At 35.6% G+C, this 23,173-nt stretch carries 21 protein-coding genes and 3 pseudogenes; 6 read left to right on the top strand and 18 right to left on the bottom strand.

Annotation, left to right across the window (positions count from 1 at the left end; genetic code table 11):
- Positions 1 to 9: 9 nt before the first annotated feature.
- The 6 genes and pseudogenes from BTOYO_RS15920 to BTOYO_RS28240 form a co-directional block, all read right to left on the bottom strand.
- Positions 10 to 204: a hypothetical protein gene (locus tag BTOYO_RS15920; RefSeq protein WP_000899471.1), complete on the bottom strand. Its 195-nt coding sequence runs from the start codon at positions 202 to 204 to the stop codon at positions 10 to 12.
- Between the two features lie 16 nt (positions 205 to 220).
- Positions 221 to 622 carry an LSm family protein gene (locus tag BTOYO_RS15915; protein ID WP_000335537.1) on the bottom strand — a complete coding sequence of 134 codons (402 nt, stop codon included), beginning with the start codon at positions 620 to 622 and terminating at the stop codon, positions 221 to 223.
- A 169-nt stretch (positions 623 to 791) separates the two neighbouring features.
- Positions 792 to 1,607, bottom strand: a pseudogene (locus BTOYO_RS27735) (sugar ABC transporter ATP-binding protein).
- Positions 1,608 to 1,848: 241 nt separating this feature from the next.
- Positions 1,849 to 3,093: a serine hydrolase domain-containing protein gene (locus BTOYO_RS15905; RefSeq protein ID WP_000371825.1), complete on the bottom strand. Its 1,245-nt coding sequence runs from the start codon at positions 3,091 to 3,093 to the stop codon at positions 1,849 to 1,851.
- A 242-nt stretch (positions 3,094 to 3,335) separates the two neighbouring features.
- Positions 3,336 to 4,838: an N-acetylglucosamine-specific PTS transporter subunit IIBC gene (gene nagE / locus BTOYO_RS15900; protein ID WP_000938904.1), complete on the bottom strand. Its 1,503-nt coding sequence runs from the start codon at positions 4,836 to 4,838 to the stop codon at positions 3,336 to 3,338.
- Positions 4,839 to 4,979: 141 nt separating this feature from the next.
- Positions 4,980 to 5,093 (bottom strand): annotated as a pseudogene (locus BTOYO_RS28240) (transcriptional regulator).
- Positions 5,094 to 5,162: 69 nt separating this feature from the next.
- Between BTOYO_RS28240 and glsA the strand changes: the two are divergent.
- Both glsA and BTOYO_RS15890 read left to right on the top strand, forming a co-directional pair.
- Positions 5,163 to 6,092, top strand: a complete 930-nt coding sequence (gene glsA / locus BTOYO_RS15895; RefSeq protein ID WP_001149858.1) for a glutaminase A — start codon at positions 5,163 to 5,165, stop codon at positions 6,090 to 6,092.
- Between the two features lie 170 nt (positions 6,093 to 6,262).
- Positions 6,263 to 6,604 (top strand): DUF3969 family protein, encoded by a 342-nt coding sequence (locus tag BTOYO_RS15890; RefSeq protein WP_000766598.1) that lies wholly within the window; start codon positions 6,263 to 6,265, stop codon positions 6,602 to 6,604.
- A gap of 113 nt (positions 6,605 to 6,717) precedes the next feature.
- Here BTOYO_RS15890 and ytaF read toward each other — a convergent pair whose 3' ends face one another.
- Positions 6,718 to 7,329 (bottom strand): sporulation membrane protein YtaF, encoded by a 612-nt coding sequence (gene ytaF, locus BTOYO_RS15885; RefSeq protein ID WP_000100716.1) that lies wholly within the window; start codon positions 7,327 to 7,329, stop codon positions 6,718 to 6,720.
- 129 nt (positions 7,330 to 7,458) lie between these two features.
- On the opposite strand from ytaF, the gene BTOYO_RS15880 reads away from it, so the two are divergent.
- Positions 7,459 to 8,112: a DUF1232 domain-containing protein gene (locus tag BTOYO_RS15880; protein ID WP_001123713.1), complete on the top strand. Its 654-nt coding sequence runs from the start codon at positions 7,459 to 7,461 to the stop codon at positions 8,110 to 8,112.
- 256 nt (positions 8,113 to 8,368) lie between these two features.
- On the opposite strand, the gene BTOYO_RS15875 is transcribed toward BTOYO_RS15880, so the two are convergent.
- The 3 genes from BTOYO_RS15875 to BTOYO_RS15865 all read right to left on the bottom strand — a co-directional run bounded on the left by BTOYO_RS15875 (position 8,369) and on the right by BTOYO_RS15865 (position 11,651).
- Positions 8,369 to 9,691, bottom strand: a complete 1,323-nt coding sequence (locus BTOYO_RS15875; RefSeq protein ID WP_002037899.1) for an acetylornithine deacetylase — start codon at positions 9,689 to 9,691, stop codon at positions 8,369 to 8,371.
- A gap of 159 nt (positions 9,692 to 9,850) precedes the next feature.
- Positions 9,851 to 11,290, bottom strand: a complete 1,440-nt coding sequence (locus BTOYO_RS15870) for an amino acid permease (protein ID WP_000969264.1) — start codon at positions 11,288 to 11,290, stop codon at positions 9,851 to 9,853.
- 106 nt (positions 11,291 to 11,396) lie between these two features.
- Entirely contained in the window at positions 11,397 to 11,651 is a 255-nt protein-coding gene (locus BTOYO_RS15865) for a biotin/lipoyl attachment domain-containing protein (protein ID WP_000859494.1), read from the bottom strand.
- A 301-nt stretch (positions 11,652 to 11,952) separates the two neighbouring features.
- On the opposite strand from BTOYO_RS15865, the pseudogene BTOYO_RS15860 reads away from it, so the two are divergent.
- A pseudogene (locus tag BTOYO_RS15860) lies at positions 11,953 to 13,355 on the top strand (sigma-54 interaction domain-containing protein).
- An 81-nt stretch (positions 13,356 to 13,436) separates the two neighbouring features.
- Positions 13,437 to 13,640 (top strand): hypothetical protein, encoded by a 204-nt coding sequence (locus tag BTOYO_RS15855; protein WP_000063850.1) that lies wholly within the window; start codon positions 13,437 to 13,439, stop codon positions 13,638 to 13,640.
- 48 nt (positions 13,641 to 13,688) lie between these two features.
- Here the strand turns inward: BTOYO_RS15855 and truA are convergent, their stop codons facing one another.
- The 6 genes from truA to BTOYO_RS15825 form a co-directional block, all read right to left on the bottom strand.
- Positions 13,689 to 14,426, bottom strand: a complete 738-nt coding sequence (gene truA, locus BTOYO_RS15850) for a tRNA pseudouridine(38-40) synthase TruA (RefSeq protein WP_000553128.1) — start codon at positions 14,424 to 14,426, stop codon at positions 13,689 to 13,691.
- A gap of 56 nt (positions 14,427 to 14,482) precedes the next feature.
- Positions 14,483 to 15,862, bottom strand: coding sequence for a 23S rRNA (uracil(1939)-C(5))-methyltransferase RlmD (gene rlmD, locus BTOYO_RS15845; protein ID WP_000615220.1), 1,380 nt, complete (start codon positions 15,860 to 15,862; stop codon positions 14,483 to 14,485).
- 10 nt (positions 15,863 to 15,872) lie between these two features.
- Entirely contained in the window at positions 15,873 to 16,736 is an 864-nt protein-coding gene (locus BTOYO_RS15840) for a DNA-3-methyladenine glycosylase family protein (protein ID WP_000269448.1), read from the bottom strand.
- 59 nt (positions 16,737 to 16,795) lie between these two features.
- Positions 16,796 to 17,578, bottom strand: a complete 783-nt coding sequence (gene pdaA / locus BTOYO_RS15835; RefSeq protein ID WP_000875966.1) for a delta-lactam-biosynthetic de-N-acetylase — start codon at positions 17,576 to 17,578, stop codon at positions 16,796 to 16,798.
- Between the two features lie 126 nt (positions 17,579 to 17,704).
- Complete coding sequence (fumA, locus tag BTOYO_RS15830; RefSeq protein ID WP_000413539.1) at positions 17,705 to 19,225, bottom strand: class I fumarate hydratase; 1,521 nt, start codon at positions 19,223 to 19,225, stop codon at positions 17,705 to 17,707.
- A gap of 356 nt (positions 19,226 to 19,581) precedes the next feature.
- Positions 19,582 to 19,764 carry an SE1561 family protein gene (locus BTOYO_RS15825; protein WP_000513558.1) on the bottom strand — a complete coding sequence of 61 codons (183 nt, stop codon included), beginning with the start codon at positions 19,762 to 19,764 and terminating at the stop codon, positions 19,582 to 19,584.
- A gap of 213 nt (positions 19,765 to 19,977) precedes the next feature.
- Between BTOYO_RS15825 and yfkAB the strand changes: the two genes are divergently transcribed.
- Complete coding sequence (gene yfkAB, locus BTOYO_RS15820; protein WP_000156032.1) at positions 19,978 to 21,105, top strand: radical SAM/CxCxxxxC motif protein YfkAB; 1,128 nt, start codon at positions 19,978 to 19,980, stop codon at positions 21,103 to 21,105.
- Positions 21,106 to 21,144: 39 nt separating this feature from the next.
- On the opposite strand, the gene BTOYO_RS15815 is transcribed toward yfkAB, so the two are convergent.
- Entirely contained in the window at positions 21,145 to 21,942 is a 798-nt protein-coding gene (locus BTOYO_RS15815) for a YfkD famly protein (RefSeq protein WP_002093842.1), read from the bottom strand.
- Between the two features lie 81 nt (positions 21,943 to 22,023).
- Positions 22,024 to 23,079 (bottom strand): calcium/proton exchanger, encoded by a 1,056-nt coding sequence (cax, locus tag BTOYO_RS15810; protein WP_002093843.1) that lies wholly within the window; start codon positions 23,077 to 23,079, stop codon positions 22,024 to 22,026.
- Positions 23,080 to 23,173 lie beyond the last annotated feature (94 nt).

Here is a 23,173-nt window from a genome sequence, read left to right as displayed (position 1 = left end):
GTATCACGCTTACCCTTCCAAGCGAACATAGGCAATAATAGGAGTACGCACAATTACATCTTCCGGTGGTCCATAGGAAGGAGAAGTACGAACACTTACTGCCCCGTCTGTCACAGATAAAAGAATGCCTGCAACAATTTCTACAGCTGTCACAACTTGCACTAACTCACCAACATGGTTACGCAGTTCATCAGTAAATAACATATATAACTCTCCTTTCTTACACTTCTTTAATTGATATAATACTTGTAAATGGTAATAAAACTTCAGTTCCTATTCCTTCTTGCAGTATTAAGAAATCGTCGCCAACTGCTACAATAACACCTGTTAACTGCCCAACCGTCACAGTAATTTCGACATTTTTACCTAAATATTGCTTTGCAATTTCTTTAAACGGTGATGTATTACATTCTTTTAAAATGTTACAAATAATCGATTGAAATTGACTTGATTTAATAAATTCTTCTGTAGCTTGCTTAGAATTTCTTTGAATAAATCTCGCAAAATTTTGCGAAAATAAAAGTCGTTCCACAGCAGGCAGTAACTTGTCATCTAAAAAATAACCTAATTGTCTATTAAACAGTCGGGATAATTTATGCCAATATTTTCTGAACAGACACATACACTTCTCCTCCTATTTATTTTTAAAATATAAAAAATACATTCATACATCTTAATGTATACAAAGCAGGCTTTTTATGTGATAGGTAAGACATACATTTTTCAAAGAAACAAGAATTTTTAACTAAATAAAAAAGATAGACGGTATCCCATCTATCTTTATAAGTATTTTAATTTTTAATTGTAACAATGGCAGCTGTACTGTAATAAACCGCTCGTGGTAATTCTGCCTGTTCACTGATAGAAGCTGTAACAAGAGAACCACCGCTTGCCGAAAAATACTTAACAGCTTCTAACGGAATACCATCTTCTTTCACATCAATATGCGTGCCATCTCGCCAGTCTATTTTCTGCCTTGTTGCTGAAAGGTCCCCAGTCACTTTACCAAATTCTTTACCATCCACCCCTAAAAAGATTCATTCCCATTTTGTTAAACTTAGTACTTGTTTCAACTCCCCAATTTTCTTTCCATCCATATTCGAAAAAATATAGAAGTTGCGTACTCCCATATTCTTTTGAACACGCAACAATCTTTCTCCTGAGTGATTATATAAATAAAATTGTTGCTTATGTAGTCCCTTAAAAAGAAAAGAGAGTACAGCTTGCCATACACTTTGAATAACAAAATCATACTCTTCTTTTAAAAAACCTACTGTATTTCCTTCTAATCCAAAGTACGTTATTACTTGAAATATCCCTACCTCTTTCCGAACAACAAATTTTTGTTGCTCAAGTAATTCAGAAGTCTCTATATTATAATTTTCCTGTTTAAGTATTTTTGATCTTCGTTTTTCTATAAAGCTATATATTAATAATCCAATTGCTGGTAGTAAAATACCTATTAATTGCAGATTGTCTTTCTCTGAAGTGAATAGCATCCCTTTTTTATATTCCATCACTAATCCAATTGCAACGATAATCCATACAATGACAGATACAAAAAAAATACGTTTCGCATTACGTGCGTGATGCTTATGTATACTCATATCACGTCCCCTTTTCCATTTATCCCGCTATTTGCCGGGCAGTAAGACCCACACTTCAAAATTCGGCGAAAGCAAAGAAGTTAGGTGGGTGATCGACTGCCCGTAAAAGCCCGATTGGTGAAGGCTAATAATCAGTGGGGGATGAAGAAAACCCCCACTGATTAAAGTTTCACTTTATTTCATTATCCCATTGCACATACACTTCCTCAAGAAAAAAAGACTATCCAAAAAAGACAGTCATTTACACTTCAATATTTCGTAACATCGTATAAATATCGTTATTCACTTTACCAAATGATTTAATGTTATTTTGAATGTTAGATAATAAAACAACATATACACTACCATTTTTACTAAAACCATTTAAACAATTCCAACCTGGCATTACACCATGATTTGAATAGCTTCCTGGATCTACATACCAGCCAAATCCGTAATCTTTTTTCACAGCAGTAAACATTTGATTATAACTCTCTTTTGAAATTAATTTTCCAGAGAAGAGTGCTTCATTAAATAAATATAAATCATGTGCGCTCGTATATATATCACCACAACCATATAGTTGTGACATGCTCGGAATATTAGGTGTTGTCATATTGTTATTCACTATTTTATAACCCGTTGATGGGAATCTTGTTTGTTCCAACGCTGTTCCAAAACCAGAATGTTTCATACCCGCGGTCGCAAAAATATGCTGTTTTATATATTCTTCGAGCGACTGTCCACTTACCTTCTCAGCAATGTAAGCAAGTATAGAATAGTTTGAATCAGAATACTTCCATTTCTCTCCCGGACTCCCAATACGCTTTTGCTTTCCTATTCGTTTGATCAATTCTTCATGAGAAATATCCTCTGTCCCCTGCTCATACTCTGGAATTCCTGATGTATGTGTTAATAGATGTTTTAACTGTATGCTATTACCTTGAGGAAAGTCTGGAATATACTTTGTAACTGTATCCTCTACTTGTAACTTATTTTGATCTTTTAATTGCATAATAGCAGTCGCTACAAACGCTTTTGAAATAGAACCAATATAAAAGGTCGTCTCTGAATTATTCGGCACTTGATTCTCTTTATTAGCCATGCCGTATCCTTTATTCACAAGAACTTTCCCATTCTTCACAATAACAGCTGTTCCACTAAATCCCATGCTCTGTAAATATTGATCCAATTGAGCATTTTCATTAATTTCTTGAGGTGGTCCCTCAGCAGGCTTCTCCACAGCTTGCGCTTGCTTCACTTGTTCTTCCTGCTCTTTTTGTTTTTGTGCTTCTTGCTTCTTTTTTTCTTCTTCTTTCTTTTTTAGCTCTTCTTGTTTTTTCATTTCTGCTGCCGCTTTTAAAGTTTCCTCTTTCTTATTAAGCGCAACAATTTTTGTATACATGAAATATACAAGTGATAATAGTAAGACGAGAATGATTGTTCTTTTTATGTATACAATCGGCCGACGTGCTTTCCCATTTGCATTATTTTTTTCCTGATCCATGATTGCCTTTTTCCCCTTATTTACCGATAATTTACTTTTAATTTCCACCTATATTTTGGATAATCTATTCTATAACATCACTACTTTATCACGCACTGTACATATAACCAACCTATATGTACAAAAAAGAAAAAGAAAATTTACAAAAGTAAGATTCCCGTTAAATTTTTAACATAAAAAAAGAGGATATCCTCTAAAAACTGATATTATCAGTCTTTTTGGATATCCTCTTATTTAATTATTTATACGTGTTTTTTCATATCATCGGCAACAGATTCAACATTTGTACCTACGATAACTTGTACACTTGTGTTACTTAATTTCATAACACCTTTCGCACCCGCACGTTTTAATGCAGCTTCGTTTACTTGACTAGCATCTTTCACTTGTAAGCGTAGACGTGTTGCACAGTTATCAATAACTGTTAAGTTGTCTTTTCCACCTAAAGCTGCTACGTAAGTTTCACCAATTGAACCTGCAACTGGTGCATCACCCTCTTCAACTAACTCATCGTCATCTTCACGACCAGGAGTTTTCAAGTCAAACTTCTTAATTAAGAAGTAGAATACTACAAAGTAAATTACTGCGTAAATTAAACCGATTCCCGCTAGCAATACTGGTTTCGTTGCAATACCAAAGTTTAAGAAGTAATCAATTGCACCGGCACTAAATGTGAAACCATCGTGAATGCCAAGTGATGTTGTTACGAATAAAGAAATACCTGTTAACACGGCATGAATACCATATAATACTGGTGATAGGAACATGAATGAGAATTCAATCGGTTCTGTAATACCAGTTAAGAATGAAGTCAATGCTAGGCCACCTAACATACCTGTAACCATTTTACGTTTTTCTGGTTTAGCAGCTGCAATCATTGCGAAACATGCTGCTGGTAAACCGAACATCATAACTGGGAAGAAACCAGTCATAAACATACCTGCTGTTTTATCCCCTGCAAGGAAGCGAGCAATATCACCATTTACAACGTTACCTGCTGCATTTGTAAAGTCACCAAATACGAACCAGAAGTATGTGTTCATTACATGGTGTAAGCCAATTGGAATTAATAGACGGTTTAATAAACCAAATAGACCTGAACCAACTGCACCTAAATTAACAATTCCATGAGCCAATGCATCGATGCCATTTTGAATTGCTGGCCAAATTTGTGCGAATAGAATTCCTAATATTAGCATCACAACCGATGTAACAATCGGAACGAAACGTTTTCCAGCAAAGAAACCTAACCATTCTGGAAGTTTAATCTTATGGAATTTATTATAAAGGAATCCTGCTATAACGCCGACAATAATACCACCTAAAACTTTCATATCCACTTTAGTCGATAATTCGGCGGCCTTAGATACTTGTGTCATTGTATCTGCCAGCTTAGATGGATCTATATTTGCGCTATTACCTATTAAATCTTGAACTTTACCTAATTTATCTTGTAATTCTACAGTAGAATATCCCTTACTAAGTGCATCAATACTGTTTTTCATAACCAGATAACCAATTGCACCTGCAAGACCTGCTGCACCACTACCATCAACTGAAAGACCGATTGCAATACCAATTGCAAAAATAAGTGCTAAATTATCAAAAACCGCTGCGCCGGCCTGTGCCATAACAGGAATATCAAATACATCTGGTTGCCCTAAACGAAGCAATAATCCTGCTGCTGGTAGTACGGCAATTGGAAGCATTAGCGCTTTACCAATACGTTGTAAAAACTGCAACATTTTAATTCCCCCTATCAAATTTATGAAATCGTTATCATTATAAGTACGCTTTAGAAAACGCTTTCTATTTACATAACCATAATAACATATAGTTGTATAGATGTGTAGTTTTTATTTCCGAACTTTTTATGGATAAGTTTTCTATTTCCAAACTGTTATATAAAAGGGGAATTCTCCTCTTTTATTACAGAATAATCTAAACTAAAGACCCACTATAGAACATGTAACTTTCGTTTTATCATTCCACTTTTTCATGTTATTATTTATTTCCGAGCATATCGGGAAAAGTAAACTTAGTTAATTCGAAATAGGAGCGGTGGTACTATGCAGTGCATTGAAACAAACAACTTACAACAGTTGTTAGAACAAGTAAAACCATATACGAAAAAAGGAAAACTTGCTACTTATATCCCCGAACTAGGAAATGCAAATCCAGACGATTTAGGGATTGCCATTTTCCATAAAGAAACAGAATATATCCATGCTGGTAACTCACAGACATTATTTACTCTTCAAAGTATTTCCAAAGTAATTACACTTGCACTTGCACTTTTAGATCGCGGTGAAGAATATGTATTTTCTAAAGTTGGAATGGAACCAACTGGTGACCCATTCAATTCTATTATTAAGTTAGAAACGACAAGCCCATCTAAACCTCTTAATCCAATGATTAATGCGGGAGCATTAGCTATCACAAGCATGTTAGCAGGACAAGATAACGAAGAAAAAATGGAGCGTATCCTTCATTTTGTACGGGAAATAACAGATAATCCTACTATTAATTATTCTTCTAAAGTTGCCAATTCAGAATTAGAGACGGCTTACTTAAATCGTTCACTTTGTTACTATATGAAACAAAATGGAATTATCGATTGTGATATTGAGGAACTTATGGATTTATACACTCGTCAATGTGCAGTTGAAGTAAACTGTATTGATTTAGCACGTATTGGTTTAATTTTTGCAATGGACGGATATGATCCATATAAGAAAAAACAAATTATCCCTAAACATATTACGAAAATCTGTAAAACATTTATGGTTACATGCGGTATGTATAACGAATCTGGTGAATTTGCAATTCGTGTTGGTATCCCTGCAAAAAGCGGTGTAGCTGGTGGTATTTTCGGTTGCGTAAAAGGCGAGATGGGTATCGGCATTTTCGGGCCAGCTTTAGATGCAAACGGAAATAGTATCGCTGGTTTTAAAATTCTTGAACTTCTTTCTGCTCAAGAAGGTTGGAGCATTTTTTAATTGGGCGGTATCCTGCTAATATAGCAGGATTTTTTTACGGAAAATTCATTGTTACTGGTCATCAATATCCTTACAAAAACAGTACTGAAAGTTTCTCTTTATTATGCATATTTGCTCCCCCCTCCTGAATAGTATAGTACAACCTAGCGCTATATGTGGAGGTGTAAAAGATGAAACTAATATTTCAAATGGCGAAACAACCTGTTCTTGAAAAAACAATTGTTCTTTTTATATTGAGTATTGTAGAAAGCTTAAAGCTAAAAGTTGTTTCACTCGACGAAGCTCACCGATACATATTCAATTTAGAAGTACTTGAACTATTAATGGATCGAAACATCGATGATCAAGTACTAGAGCTTATACATTTCGGAATGGGACTCGAAGATATTCATCATGTACTCCCTGAAGAACTTGAGCATAGTATTGAGGAACTAAAATGGCTTTGTATCCAAGTTTTAAGTGAATATAGTATGCACGAGGAATCGGAACAATTAATTGAAGATATACGCTAAGAAGCACCTTTGTAGGTGCTTCTTATGTTTATTAAGAAATAAATATCCGATGTCGATATATGAAATTTATTCAAGTATTTCCGAGGAAATGCTCGAACATTGCCTTTCTATGTTTACAACAACTGATCTATCCCAATAAGAATTAATAATACGCCTGCAATTACCGTCGCCCATTTCCCTAAGTATTCCGCTAAAAATCGTTTTCCTATATATGAAAAGCCACTAATACAAATGAAACTAAACACCCCAGAAATACATGCCGTAAGCCACAGATTCAAATTTGTTACTCCAGCATCAAACCCACCTGCAATATTATTAATAGATAATGCCACCCCTAAAACAAGAGCCTCAGAAAAACTAATTGTTTTCGATCCATCAAAATCTGCTTTTTCTGGATCACGTAAAATCCCCAAAAGTACACTACCATCTTTAGATTCTATGGTGTCCTTTTTACTCAAGAAAGGCTGACATAAAATAAACACTCCGATTATCCCTAAAACAATTGCTCCAATCAGGTTTGCTGTAAACTCTGAAATAAATAATGCGATCCAATTCCCCAAAAAACCAGCTAATAAAGTAAATAAAAAACCAAAAAATGCGATGATAAAATTGTTAAACCACGAAATACGAATTTTACGAATGCCATATGCAATCCCAACACCTGCATTATCTAAATTAGAAGCAATTCCGATTAAAAGAATTGAAAATATACCTGCCGTACTCATAAACAGTCACCTCTTTTTCTCACTTCTCAATGCATATTATGAAAATGTTGAGCAACTGTGCCTGTCTGTTTCATATACTTGTAATAAATGCTCAACATTTTTTCAACAATAAAAAGGGGTGCCTTCACTATGCCTAAAGAAAACCCAAACGATCGTCTTGGTAAATTAATCAAAAAGCTTTTAAAAGAACGTGCCTTATCCATGCGCCAACTAGGAATACTTACAAATATTGATCCAGCAACAATCTCAAGAATTATGAATGGTAAACAACAACCAAAACAAAAACATCTACAAAAATTTGCAGAATGTCTGCAAGTTCCGCCTCAATTGTTATTTGATGAAATGTATCCTAATTCTCCTCACATAAATAAAGAAAAGACGGATATGTATACATCTCTTGATACAATTCAGCAAACTTTACAATCCTCTAACTTATTCGACTTCGATTACACAACAACTCGCGTAAAACAAGAACTTGAAACTTATGAACGCTATGCTCAAACAACAGAAGGTGAAAAACGTATTCATGAAAGTTTTTCAAGCAAGTTAGAACAGATTGATAGTGCAGGCCCTTTCATTGAACAATTAACAGATATGTATCAACAATTTTGTAATGAAACCATTTCAAAAGAAGAACGTGCAATTCTTGGGGGTGCATTACTGTATTTCATTTTATCGACAGACATTATCCCCGACTATCTCTTTCCAATTGGCTATTTAGATGATGCAATTGCTGTTGAATTAGCAAAAGAGAAATTAATTGAACTAAAACGAAAGACATAGAAAAATAAAGTAAAACTTTAATCAGTAGGGGTTTTGTTCATCCCCCACTGATTATTAGCCTTCACCAATCGGGTTTTTATGGGCCGTTGATCTCCCACCTAACTTCTTTGCTTTCCCTGAATTTTGAGGTGGGGGGCTTACTGCCCGGCGAATAGCGGGATAAAAAACTATTTCAGTTGTTGTTTAAGTTCAACTCTGAAATAGTTCACTAAAAAATCGTACAAGTTGCAGACCCGTACGATTTCAATATACAAATCTATTTTTTCGTATGACACCATTCATATATGAACGCCGTTATTACTTTTGTAAATTCAATTAACTGTTCAACTTCAACTTTCTCATTTACAGAATGGGCCTCTTCTAGTGTACCTGGCCCATAAATAATGGCGGGGATATGAAATTCACTAAACCACCCACCATCCGTTACTGTTGCAGACATATCTAAAATTGCATTTTTAGATAAAATAGATTCATGTACCGCACTAAGAGTTTTTACAGCTACATGTTCACTATCTACTTCTAAAGAAGGAAAAATTTCACCACGATCCACAATCATCGACTCTCCGCCCCACTTAAATTGCGGTGGATTTTCACTTAACCATGGATCAGCAGCTGCTACTTTTCTTATATACGCTTCTATTTCTTCTATTATTTGTTCATGCGTTTCGTTTGGATAGAAGTGTACTGTTATCCACAATCGGCACTCATCAGCAATAAACGCTGCATGCCGGCCACCTTCAATAACAGCTGGATTAATTGTTGTTGTTCCCGATGGATAGCCTTCATACGTTTTCATGACTGCCCAGTGGCGCTCCAGTTCTTGTAAGCTTTGCACAATTTTCATCATTTTTTCAATTGCACTCGCTCCAAATAGACGTCCTCCGGCATGAATCATTTGTCTACGTGTTGCATCATGAAACGTTCGCGGGCTTTTCACAGTAATCCATCCAGTAATTACGCCCCCCTGTCCTTGCATATGTAAATTGCTCGTATCCACTACGACTGCAAAATCAGCATCATAACCACGTTTACAACATTGAAGTGTTCCTGCTTCTCCTACTTCTTCTCCAATTACTGATTGAAATATTAGATCACCCGGCAATTCAATTCCCGCTTCTTCTAAAAGCTGAATAGCAAATAAGGATCCAGCTAATCCACCTTTCATATCTGCCGCGCCTCTTCCAACTAACCAGTCGTCTTTTATAAACGGCTCAAACGGATTTGTTTCCCATGCCTCATCTATCGACACTTCAGCTACATCCATATGTCCATTAATAATAAGACTTTTATATGTCCCGCTTTCCGTCCCTTTTTTTACACCAACAACGTTCGGGTCATTCGGATATACATCCCATTTATCAATACTAAAATTTCGTTTTCTTAGAAAATCTGCAACAAATTCTTGTGCTTCATTTGTATTTCTCGCTGGTGGCGCTGGTGTTTCAAAACGAATTAATGTTTTTGTAAGTTCGAGCAATTCCTCTTTCCTTGAATCTATTTGTTTTAACAACTGCGAAATTTCTGGATTCATCGCTAATTCCCCTTTGCATACGTAGTATGTTTCCAGCTTTATTTTCACAAAAAAAGAGACTGTTTACAATTTTACAGTCTCTAAATGACTCACTATTATAAAGTGAAACTATAATCAGTGGGGAGGTTCATCCCCCACTGATTGTTAGCCTTCACCAATCGGGCGTTTACGGACAGTTTATCTCCAGCCGAATTTTGAAGTGGAGTTTTACTGCCCGTTAATGCGGGGTAAACTTTCTAATTCAGTTGTGTTTGTCTTTTCAATATGTTCTACGCTACTTCTCTTATTTCTGGTAGCGCGATAAAACAGTAAACAAACAATCATAAATGGAATACCACAATATAAAGCCATTCTTTGTTCAGGAATAAAAGCCATGCCAACAATTACTGTTAAATTTAATACTAACGCAAGAAGTGGAACAAATGGATACAATGGTGTTTTAAATTTCAAATCCTTAATATCTCCGCCCTGCTTTACGTATGTCCTTCTAGCTAATAAGTTAGATAAAGCAATCGATGCCCAAACTAATATTGCTCCGAACCCTGCAATTGAAAGAAGCCATAAATAAACTGTATCTTCCGCATAAATACCTGATAATAATGAGAGGCATCCTACAATCGTGCTTACAATCAACGCATAAATAGGAACACCGTTTTTAGATAACTTACCAAAAATCGGGCTAATCATTCCTTGATTAGACATAGACCATAGCATACGGGAAGTTGCATATAATCCTGAATTCGCAACCGATAATACCGCTGTAATAATAACAAAATTTATAATATCAGCCGCATAAGGAATACCAATTTTATCAAATACGACTACAAATGGACTTTCTATTACGCCTGCTTGCTGCCAAGGAAATAGTCCTGCAAGAATAAAAATAGATAGTACAAAGAAAACGAGTATGCGCCAAACTGTATTATTAATTGCCTTCGGGATCGTTTTCTCTGGATTTTCACTCTCACCAGCTGCAATTCCAACTAGTTCTGTTCCTTGGAAAGCAAAATTAACTGCAATCATTGTAATTAAAATTGCTGATAATCCATTTGGAAACAACCCTCCATAATCAGTAAAACTAGAAAACATCGGTGCTGGTTCGTTTCCTTTCATATCTAGAAAACCGAACATCGCTGCCCCGCCCAAAATAATAAATGCAATGATTGTAATTACTTTAATACTTGCAAACCAAAATTCAACTTCCGCAAAACTTCTTGAAGATAACGCATTAATAGCAAAGAGCAGTACTGCGAACACTACACACCAAATCCATGACGGTACATCGGGAAACCAGCGTTTCATCAAAATACTAACTGCAATTAATTCAATGCCTATCGTAGCAGACCAGTTTAGCCACGACATCCAGCCGACTACATAACCCGCTGCAGGCGAAATGTGCTTTGTTGCATACGTTTGATAAGATCCTGCATCAGGCATTGCAACCGCTAACTCTCCTAGACAGAGCATCGTTAAATACATAACAAATCCGCCAACAAGATACGCTATAATCGCTCCTCCAGGTCCAGCTTCATGAATTGTATAACCAGATCCTAAAAAAAGACCCGTACCAATAACCCCTCCGAGTGCAATCATAAATATGTGCCGACTTTTCAATTCCCTTTTTAATCCTTGGCTTTGATCCATCACATAAATCCCCCCTTTTCATTTTTTAAAACCCATTAATTGTAAGCGCTTTTAAAACTCTTCATCGTAAAATTAATTATTAAAAAGTGCAAAATACATATCACTTATATTAATCACTACCTGTTATTAAAAGGTCATCCCTTACTGTTATTAATAGTTTTTGATCAGCGATAGCTTGTCCTTCTACCACTTCTAAAGATTCGATATAACCACTGATGCCTACCTTAATTTCTACTTTCTGTTTATCTATCGTTTCAATTAACGCTAATTTCTCCCACTCATATACGTAAGAACTTTCAGTAACAAATAATTTCTCTACTTTCCCGTAACAAGGACTATACACGCCTTCTATAACCGTCTTCACTTAATAAATTCCTCCTCTTAATTAATTTGCACTGAAATGTCGCATACCCTATGAAAAGTTCTAATTCATCCACTCCTTTCATTTAAAGATTTCAATTATTATTTATGCAAGATACGTACCAACCTCAATATCTATATAAAAATTAAGATTTCGTACAAAAAAATCTACATAACCGCAAAATTTTTCTATCATTTAAAAAGTTTTGAAAGAAAATAGCAAAAAAATTTTGCGATTTTATGAGAATTTTAATAAAATTATAAAAAGTCAGTCTTCATAGGGTGAAACGAGGAGAAGATGATACATGCATACAGAAGAAATTAATTTTAAACAAATTATTGAAATGAATGCGCTATATGAAGCTTTACTCAATGAACTCGATATCGGGATTCATATTATTAATGAGGAAAGTAAAACGATTATCTATAACCGCAAAATGATGGAAATTGAATCAATGAACCGCTTAGATGTGCTATATAAAAGTCCCTTAGAGGTATTTGCATTTGAAGAAAATAAAAATAGTACTCTTATAGAGGCATTAAAATTTGGAAAAACAAAAAAAATATAAAACAAACGTATTTTAACAATAAAGGACAAGAAATTACGACGATTAACGATACTTTCCCTATAATAGAAAATGGAAAAATTAAAGGTGCTATTGAAATTTCAAAAGAGATTAGTCACTTAAAGCAACCAATAAAAATGAGCCCTTCTCGAAAACAAAATACTAAATTCACCTTTGACCACATAATTGGTGATTCTGGAGCTATTCAATCAATCATTGCAGAAGGAAAGAGGGTAATTCGTACATCCTCATCTATACTTCTTGTAGGAGAAACAGGGACTGGCAAAGAACTATTTGCACAAAGTATACATAATGAAAGTCAGCGTTCAACAAAACCGTTTATTTCACAAAATTGTGCAGCTATACCTGATACCCTAATGGAAAGCTTATTATTTGGTACGAATCGAGGTGCCTTTACAGGAGCAATAGATAAATCTGGTTTATTTGAAGAAGCAAATGGTGGGACTTTGTTGTTAGATGAAATCAACTCATTAAGCCCAACGCTTCAAGCTAAGTTACTACGGGCTATACAAGAAAAAACAATACGAAGAATCGGAGGCGCACAAGAAAAAGAAATTGATGTTCGTATTATAGCAACTATTAATGAAGACCCTCTTGAAGCTATTGCACACAATCGGTTAAGAGAAGATTTATATTACCGATTAAGCGTCGTTACTTTATGTCTTCCACCTTTACGGGAACGAAAAGAAGATATTCCAGCTCTTGTTCAGCACTTTATCGAAAAGTACAATATTCAATTCGGGCTCAGCGTAACGGATGTAGATGTACATGTAAGAGAATTCTTTTATGTATACGATTGGCCCGGAAACGTACGAGAATTGGAACATATAATTGAAGGTTCAATGAACTTAATAGAAGATGAAAATATCATTACAGCGTTTCATATACCCACTCACTTTCGCGAACGAATAAAAAAAGAATTCAATATGCAACCTTCACTAACTAATTACAATGCTGATACACCTAAAACTTTAAAGCACACGATAGAAGAAATAGAAAAAAACTACATCACTCAAATTCTTAAAGAGAATAATGGTAATATCTCACAAGCAGCAAAATTTTTAGGATTGAGTAGACAAAACTTACAATATCGAATTAAAAAACTTCATTTACAAATATGAAATGAACCTTTCTCCAATCGTAGAAAAATTGGTAAAATATGTTAAACTAAACATATAACATGCTAGAAAGGGGCGATATATATGAGTAATGATAAAAAATTAAAGTTAATACAATACTTATACTTTTTCCCTACTATTCTCTGTATGATGTTATTCATTAATGCCGATGTAAGCAGCTCTCCTTATGCAAAGCTATTAGGAACAATTTTCGGCTCCTTTGCAGCTATTATGCTTGCTGCTTTTTGGAATTTGAAAATACGTATGAAGAAAGAGAAATCTTCTTAACAGCAAAACATAAAAAAATCGAGCCTACACAGCTCGATTTTTTACTGATTAAAACTCAATACTCTCCAAATACAAACCACTTGCCTCAGCAAGACAATTAATTTGATTGCGCTGTTTTTCCTCTAAAATGTTCGGAATTGCTTCAGCATCTAATTGTCCTAATCCAACTTCAATTAATGCTCCAACAATTTTTCGCACCATATTATGAAGGAAGCCGTTACCACTTACTCTAATTTGTACAAATCCTGCCTCTTCAGAAACCTCAAGCGTATATACTTCTCGAACCATAGACTTTTTCTTAGATTTTGCATTTGAAAAAGCAGTAAAATCATGTGAACCAACTAAATGTTTCGCAGCTTTTTTCATGCTTTCCACATTTAATTTTTTATTCACGTGCATGCTGTGTTTACGCATGAATGGGTTCGTATGCTCTTCATTCCAAATCTTATAAAGATATGTTTTCGCCTTAGAGTTGTAACGAGCATGGAAACGATCTGGCACTTCTTCCACACTTGTAATACTAATATCATTTGGTAAATATTGATTTAAATACTTTTTCACTTTATGTTCCACTAACTTCTCATCACTCTTAAAGTTAGCCACTTGATTCAAAGCGTGTACACCAGCATCCGTTCTACTACAGCCGATAATTTCAATTTCTTTCCCGACCATTTCAGATATGACACTCTCAATTTTCCCTTGAATCGTATTATCATTATTACCGAGACGTTGCCACCCTTTATAACGCGCACCGTCATACTGAATCGTTAATTTATAATTGTGCATAGTATTCTCCTTCATAGAAAATATTCCCTCATATCGTGAGGGAATATGAATAAACTTTACTTTTTAACAAGTCTTACTACATTTTCTACATGAGCTGTATGTGGGAACATATCAACTGGCTGCACATATTCCACTTCATAACTCTTCATTAATGCATTCACATCACGTGCTAACGATGAAGGATTACAAGATACGTACACAACTCGTTTCGGCTGTACTTTTAAAATTGTTTCCAATAATTTATCATCGCAACCTGTACGTGGTGGATCGACAACAATTACATCTGGACGCCATCCTTCTTTTACCCACTTTGGTAACCATTGTTCAGCTTTACCTGCTTCATACTTCGTGTTTGTAAATCCGTGACGTTTCGCATTTTTTCTTGCATCTGCAATCGCTTCTGGAATTACATCCATACCACGTACTTCCGCCGCATCATTCGCAAGCCAAAGACCAATTGTACCAACACCACAGTACGCATCTACAATTTTCTCATTCCCTGTTAAAGCAGCTGCTTTTTTCGCTTCATCATATAAAACAACCGTTTGCTCTGGATTCAGTTGGAAGAATGCACGTGCTGATAATTCAAATGATAAATCACCAAGTGTTTCTTGAATTACTTCTTTTCCAGCTAATTTAAATGTTTTGTCGCCAAAAATAACAGATGTTTTACGCCAGTTTACGTTTTGCATAATTGATTTAACAGCTGGCATCTGTTTTTGTACTTCTGCAATAAATTGTTCTTTATTTGGCAGTTCTTCTTTTGTTGTAATAAGTGTAACTTGTACTTCCCCTGTTTGAACTGCAGTACGTGTTACAATTGTGCGTACTAAACCTTTTTGTTTTTTCTCATTGTAAATAGAAACATTTAGTTTTTCTAATATACGTCTTACAACTTTTGTCGCTTCATTCGTTGCTTTATGTTGAATCATACAATGGGCAATATCAATTAACTGATGTGAGTTTTGTTTATATAACCCTGTAATAACTTTCTCGTCTTTACGCCCCACTTGTAATTGACTCTTATTACGATAATGCCATGGATTTTCCATACCAAGCGTCGGACGAATTTTCTCTTCCAAAGTGTTATTCATGTACTTCTCAAATGCTTGTACAACGATATCACGTTTTTGATTTAATTGTTCTTTATAATCTAAATGTTGTAGCTGACAGCCACCGCACTCCTCATATACTGGACATGGCGCTTTCACACGATGTGGTGAAGCTTTACGAACCTTTTTCACTTTCGCTTCAGCGAAGCCACGCTGAATTTTCGTTGTCTCAGCAACGACTTCTTCTCCTGGTAATGCCCCTGGAATGAAAACAACTTGTCTCTTAAAATAACCAACGCCTTCTCCGTTAATCCCAAGACGTTTAATTGTCACAGGAAACGTTTGACCAACTTCCAACTTACTCTCATGTTGCTTTTGTATCATGATTACACCTCTACTCTATACTTTTCCATAAATATAACGCTGCATAACTGCAGTATGGTTCACACTCTTGTTTCACGTTTTCTAAAAATGCATCATCAGGTTTATCATCTAATTGAAATACACCTTGCACTGCACGCTGAATCCCAATGTCCGCTTTCGGAAACATATTTTTCCGCCCAAGCCCAAACATTAAAAAGTTTTGCACTGTCCATGCACCAATTCCCCTAATTGGCAACAATTGTGCTGAAACTTCTTCTTCCGTCCCAGTTTCTATACTCGCTAAATCTAATGTACCACGGGCAATACGTTCTGCTAATCCTACTATATATTCAGCCTTTCGCTGACTAAACTTCTGCTCTCTCAATTCTTCTATTGAAATATTTGCTACTATTTCCGGAGTAGGGAAAAAGAATACACCGTTCTTCTCTGTTCCATACCGTTTCACAAATTGTTCTGTTAGCACAGTAGCAAATTTCAAATTTATTTGTTGGTGAATGATACAGCGAAGAAGACAAGCAAAATAATCAAATTCTAAAATAATTGGAGTATAAGCATATGTTTCAAATAGTGGACGTAATGATGTGTTTAAAAAATGATTTTGTATATCTTGAAACGGTTCATTCCAATGAAAAATGGCCCTCATTCGTTTCATGACTTTCTCCGGATCTCCTGTCTGACTAGAAATCCAAAACTGTGGATTTTGAACAGTACCAATCCCTTGCAAGCGAACAACAACCTGTTCCTCGTCTATACAAAGCGGGACATAAATGACTTTCTCATCTAATTGAATGACGTTGAGAGGATCAAAAGATAAACGTTTTAATACTTCTTCAAAATGATACGGATACTCTAACGTAACATGTTCGCTCCACATACGTTTCCCCATCCTTTTTACACATCATTATAGCATGAGAAAACCGCAAGCATACATGCTTACGGTTGATTGCTTTTCACTAAGTCATCTAGACTTTTAAAATGATACCCTTTCTCGCGCAAATCATCAATGATTTTCGCAAGTGCTTCTGCATTATCTTTTGATATTGCATGAAGTAATAAAACAGATCCTGGATGAATCATCGTCATTACATTGTTATGCGCATATTGCCACCCTCTTTGCTGATCCACTTTCCAATCAAGAAATGCAAGTGACCAAAATACATTATAGTAGCCCATTTCTTTCGTAAGAGCTAATGTTCTTTCACTAAATACGCCGCGCGGAGGACGTACATATTTCACTTCTTTTTGCCCTGTTACTTTTTTTATTTCCTCTGTTACACTCGTTAATTCTTCACGAAGTTTTGCATCGTTTACTGCTGTAAAATCTGGGTGACTCCAAGAATGATTCCCAATAATATGCCCTTCATTTTTCATTCGTAACAACAAATCTTTTTGGGTTTTAATATAATGCCCTGTTACAAAGAAAGTGGCTGGTACCTTCTTCTCTTTTAATACATCTAAAATCTGGCCTGTATAACCATTTTCATATCCATTATCAAATGTTAAATAAATATCTTTTTTCTTCGTATCCCCTAAATAAAATCCGCCATTTTTTTGTAGCAATTCTGTATAAAGTTTCCCTGCATCTGGTACTATTTCATTTTTAGGACGCGGAATTCCCCAGTTATGTGGAGTGTTTGTATAAGCCAATGTTGAAACTGGAACAAGTGCCATCATAATTGAAAAAATGAGACCTATATATAACCATTTATATTTCATAAATAGTCTCCTTTCCATATATAATCGTACCTGTAGTTTCTGTTTCTCTGCTTTCTTTCATGCTGAACATGTTTTTCTATATATACCAAAAAAATGCACCTCGAATCATTCGAGGTGCATTTTTGTTTACTTAAATACTGGCTCTTTAAAGCTCGCTAATTTTTCAAGCGATGTTTTATCAACATCAGCATGTAAACTATTACCATGAGAGTCCATCGTTACAACTGCTTTAAAACCTTCAATGCGTAAATGCCACATTGCTTCTGGAATACCAAATTGTAAGAAATCAACATCTTTCACTTCTTTAATACATTCCGCATAATATTGCGCCGCACCACCAATTGCGTTTAAGTACACGCCGCCGTGTTCTTCTAATGCTGCTAATGTTTTTGCACCCATGCCGCCTTTACCAATTACAGCACGAATACCAAATTTCTTCATAATATCCCCTTGGTATGGCTCTTCACGAATACTTGTCGTTGGTCCTGCTGCTTTAATTTGCCAATTGTCATTCTCGTCTTTCACTACAACTGGACCACAGTGATAAATAACTTGTCCATTTAAGTCTACTGGACAATCGTTATCCATTAAATGTTTATGGATTGCATCACGACCTGTATACATCATGCCATTAATTGTTACAACATCACCAACGCGAAGTTCACGAATTTGCTCTTCTGTAATTGGTGCTTGCAATACAATTTCACGTTGCTCTGTTTTTTCTTGCACTTCTTGCTCCAGTGTATCGTCGCCTTCTTGATATAGCCAATCCATAATTTCTCCTGTTTCAGGATGGATTTTTACACCAAGGCGGCGATATGCCCAACAATTATACGCAACAGATACGTAGAAGCTAGCTGGCAGGCGATTATATACGCCAATTTTACAACCAAGTAAAGTTGTTTCTCCGCCGAATCCCATCGTACCAATGCCAAGCTTATTCGCATTTTCTAATACATATTCTTCAAGTTTTTGTAACTCTGGTACAGGATTGATGTCATCTAATGTACGGAATAATTGATTTTTCGCTAATTCGTAACCTGATGTTCGGTCTCCCCCGATACCAACACCAATTACACCTGCACTACATCCTTGACCTTGTGCTTGATATACAGCATGAAGAAGGCATTTACGAATTCCTTCTAAATCACGGCCTGCGCGTCCAAGTCCTTCTAATTCACACGGTAAGCTATATTGAATATTTTTATTCTCACAACCGCCGCCCTTTAAAATTAAACGTGCATCAATATAATCTTTTTCCCATTGCTCAAACTTAATAACTGGTGTACCTGGTCCTAAATTGTTTCCACTATTGTCTCCAAAAAGAGAATCAACAGAGTTGGGACGAAGTTTACCATCTTTTGTCGCCCGCTCAAGCGCACTATAGATAGCTTCCTTCAGTTTTAATTGATTCACACCAACTGGTGTATAAATTTTAAAAGTTGGCATCCCTGTATCTTGGCAAATCGGCGAGATGTTATCATCTGCCATTTTAATGTTATTCGTAATTGTGCCAAGTGCCATCGCTGAACGAGTCCCTGCGTTTTCTCGCTCTTTCGCTTGTTGAATCGCACGACGAACATCTTTCGGTAAGTTCGTTGACGTTTCAACAACTAGTTGATACATGCTTTCTTGAAGCTTTTCCATTGTTACTTCCCCCTCAATTGTGAACGCTACCAAAACGTTACGAGATGAAAATTCCATCGTTATACTCTTCAGCCCTTTATTTATCCCGCATGAACGGGCAGTAACACTCCCACCTCGAAATTTGACTAGAGCAAAGAAGTTAGGTTGGAGCCCTGCTGCCCGTAAACGCCCGATTGGTGAAGGCTAATAATCAGTGGGGAATAAACTTCCCCACTGATTAAAGTTTCACTTTATTTCATGCTATTAAAGTATAAATGAGATTTTTCACAACTTGATTATACCTTTTTTTCTATATTCCTTCTATTATCCGTACAGAAAAAGGCTACCAATTTTGTATTGGCAGCCTTTTTAATATATTATTCGTCTTTTTTAAATTGCTCACATTTTAATTCTAATTCATCTAACATCGCAAGAAGACGATCTACATCTTCTAACTCTACTTCTTCAGGTTCAATTGTATCAATTACTTCAATGAACATATTTAAACGCTCTTTTAAATATACTAATTGTGTATCTTTATCTTGAATTGCTTTTCCCATGAAGGCACTCTCCTTTTAATTCGAGTTGCTTTTATTATACCGCAAAAATGATTGCTATGGGCATGAAATTTCATCAATTTTGTCACGATTATCCGCTATAATGTAAGCCCTCTCTCTTTTTCCGCTAAAAAGTTTCACTTTATAAAAAGTACATATTCTTCTATTATAGAGAATGGACAAATTGTTATTTCAATAGTCAAAGGAGTATTTCATATGACGATATCACAAAAAATGAAGCCGATTACTCCTTCTTACGATCCATGGGAAGCGTATATGGACCTTGAAGAGTACGGCAAACTACTATTAACAAACGTTGAGTTTACAACGACAACGTTATGCAATATGCGTTGCGAGCATTGTGCTGTTGGTTACACATTACAGCCGAAAGATCCAAATCCGCTTCCGATGGAGCTTTTATTAAAACGATTAGATGAGATTCCTCATTTACGTTCTTTAAGTATTACTGGCGGAGAACCTATGCTTTCAAAGAAATCCGTCGACAACTATGTAACACCACTCTTAAAATACGCTCATGAACGAGGCGTTCGCACTCAAATCAACTCAAACTTAACTATAGATTTAGCACGTTACGAACAAATTATTCCTTATTTAGATGTGCTGCATATTTCTCATAACTGGGGAACAATTGATGACTTCGTTGAAGGCGGATTTGCAATGATGGAGCGTAAACCTACTTATGAACAACGTGCAAAATTATTCGAACGAATGATTACCAATAGTAAAGCTCTATCCGATGCAGGTGTACTCGTATCAGCCGAAACGATGTTAAACAAAAGAACTCTACCACACATTGAACATATTCATCGTCAAATCGTTGAGGAAATGGGTTGTAAACGTCATGAAGTGCATCCGATGTATCCAAGTGACTTCGCTAGCACACTTGAAATTTTAACAAAAGACGAAATTCGAAAAGCTATTGAACATTTATTAGAAATTCGTGACGAAAATGTATGGATGTTATTTGGAACATTACCTTTCTATGCATGTAGTGATGATGAACGCGATTTAGCTACATTTAAGAAATTACATGAAAGTAAAAATGTAACTGTACGTAATGATCCAGATGGCCGTTCTCGTTTAAATGTAAACATTTTCGATGGAAATATTATTGTGACGGACTTTGGTGATGTTCCGCTTCTAGGAAACATACAAACAAACACATTACAAGAAGCATATGAGAAATGGAGCGCTTCAAAAACAGCAAAATCATTAAGCTGTCATTGCCCTGCGGTGAAATGTCTTGGACCGAATGTTCTTGTAAAGAACAGCTACTATCCAACAGAAAATTTCTTATCAAAAAAATCAAACCTTATGTTATAAATAAAAACGTCAGCTTATATGGGCTGACGTTTTTTTATTTCATTGCGCATGCGACGAGGAAATAAATTTAAAAAACAAATGATCATGAATTGGAATAGCTGCTCCAATTCCTTGAGAGGTAACATTTTTTACAACAAGTCTTTTTTGATTTCCTTTTAAAACAAGGTACACTTCTCCAAACGTTACTTTTCCTTTTTCATTTACTGCTGGCGTATAAGCATATAAATATCCAAGTTGACTCGGACTAATATTATACACACGCTCATGTCCTGTACCATAACCAATGGTCGTTTTAAATGAAAGTGGCAACTGTACTTTTTCAAGCGCTTTTAGCAGCATCATTTTTTTCACGTCTGTAGCATCTTTCATATCTGCTGTTAAATCGCCTTCAATCGTCTTTTGAGTTTCTTGCTTATAACGAAGTGGATATAAGCGATCTCCTCCTCGATTATCGTACACATTACGATTCACTTGTTTATATTCCCAATTAATCGATGTATCTACCGATTCATAATTTAAAGCCCATTGACCTAAATAAATTTTCGCGCGGTACCCTACTGCAAGCGGTGCATTTGAAATTGTCGTTTCATTAAACATCCGAATTAAGTCCGGATTTTCAATTTTAATATTTGCTGTTTTCAATAGTTCTTGAGCAAATTTACTAGGCTGCAAGCGCGGCAAATCTTGCGCATCGTTTGGAAACGTATTGTCTTTTGAAATATTTAAAACAGATGAAGGCATTTTTGTTTCTACCGTTGTCTTTGCAAAACTACTGTTAGGAAATAATAAAATAAACGAGACCATGGCTGAAAGACATATGCTGTATACTCGTTTCACCTGTCTGGCTCCTTCCTACATAAAGGTATATATACTACTTTGTTTATTGTTTTCTCTGAGCACAATTGTTATGCCTATTTTTCATAATAAATAAAAACCAATTCCCATAATGACGTACGCAGCTAATAAAGTGCCTCCTTCAAACCAGTTTGTATCCCCATCATTGGAGATTGCAATCGTTAAGAAAACAGCTGTAATCATGGACACAAGTTCTGGTATTGTAAACACTAAAGGCATCCTTTGTACAAAAAACATAGAAAGCAATACTAATACAGGAGCAACAAACATCGCAATTTGTAATGTAGAACCTACTGCAATTTCAACTGCAATATTTACTTTATTTTTATAAGCCATAATAATTGCAGATGCATGTTCCGCTGCATTTCCAACAATTGCAACGATAATAACCCCTATAAATAACTCTGACCAGCCAAATGACTTCGCAACCGTCTCAAATGTATGCACGAGAGCCTCCGACACATAAGCTACTGCAATCGTCGCTATCGCTAAAATAAGGAGTGCTTTACCTTTCGACCACTCTGGCTCTTCTTCATGCGCTACTTCGTCACTTTTATGTTGATATACACCACGGTGCGTAACTAACTTAAATAGCAATGCAGCAAGGTACATAATAATCATAATAATAGATACGCCAATACTTAATTGATACGTCTTTCCCGCATCCATCTTCATTGAAAAAATTTCTGGAATAACAAAGGCTACGACAACAGCAAAAATTAATAAAGCTGAATTATGTCTTGCGTCGTAAACATTAAAGCTTTGTCTTTTATATTTTAATCCACCTATAAAAAAGGACAGCCCTCCTACTAATAGTAAATTTCCAAGTACAGAACCCGTTAACGAAGCTAACACAACTTCAATTAATCCTGCCTGAAGTGCGAAAATTGAAATGATAAGTTCAACGGCATTACCGAAAGTTGCATTTAATAATCCACCTATTCGAGGTCCAGAAACAATTGCCAAACTTTCTGTTGCTCTCCCCATAAACCCCGCTAATGCGATAATTGTAATGCAATATACAGCAAACATAATCGTTTGAGGCCAATGCATTGTTTTTCCGAGTACAGAAAGTGGTACACCTATAAGCGCTACTATAAGAAATATTTTATTAAACATGCTTTCCATCCTTCCATCGTATGTATTTCTCCTCATCATTAATATTATTCTTCTCCTAACTTGTCCGATTTCATCACAATTACGTTTAAAAAAT

This window comes from Bacillus toyonensis BCT-7112 (assembly GCF_000496285.1).
Lineage (GTDB): Bacteria > Bacillota > Bacilli > Bacillales > Bacillaceae_G > Bacillus_A > Bacillus_A toyonensis.
Note: the sequence above shows the minus strand (reverse complement) of the source record. Positions and strands in the feature narration are given on the sequence as shown.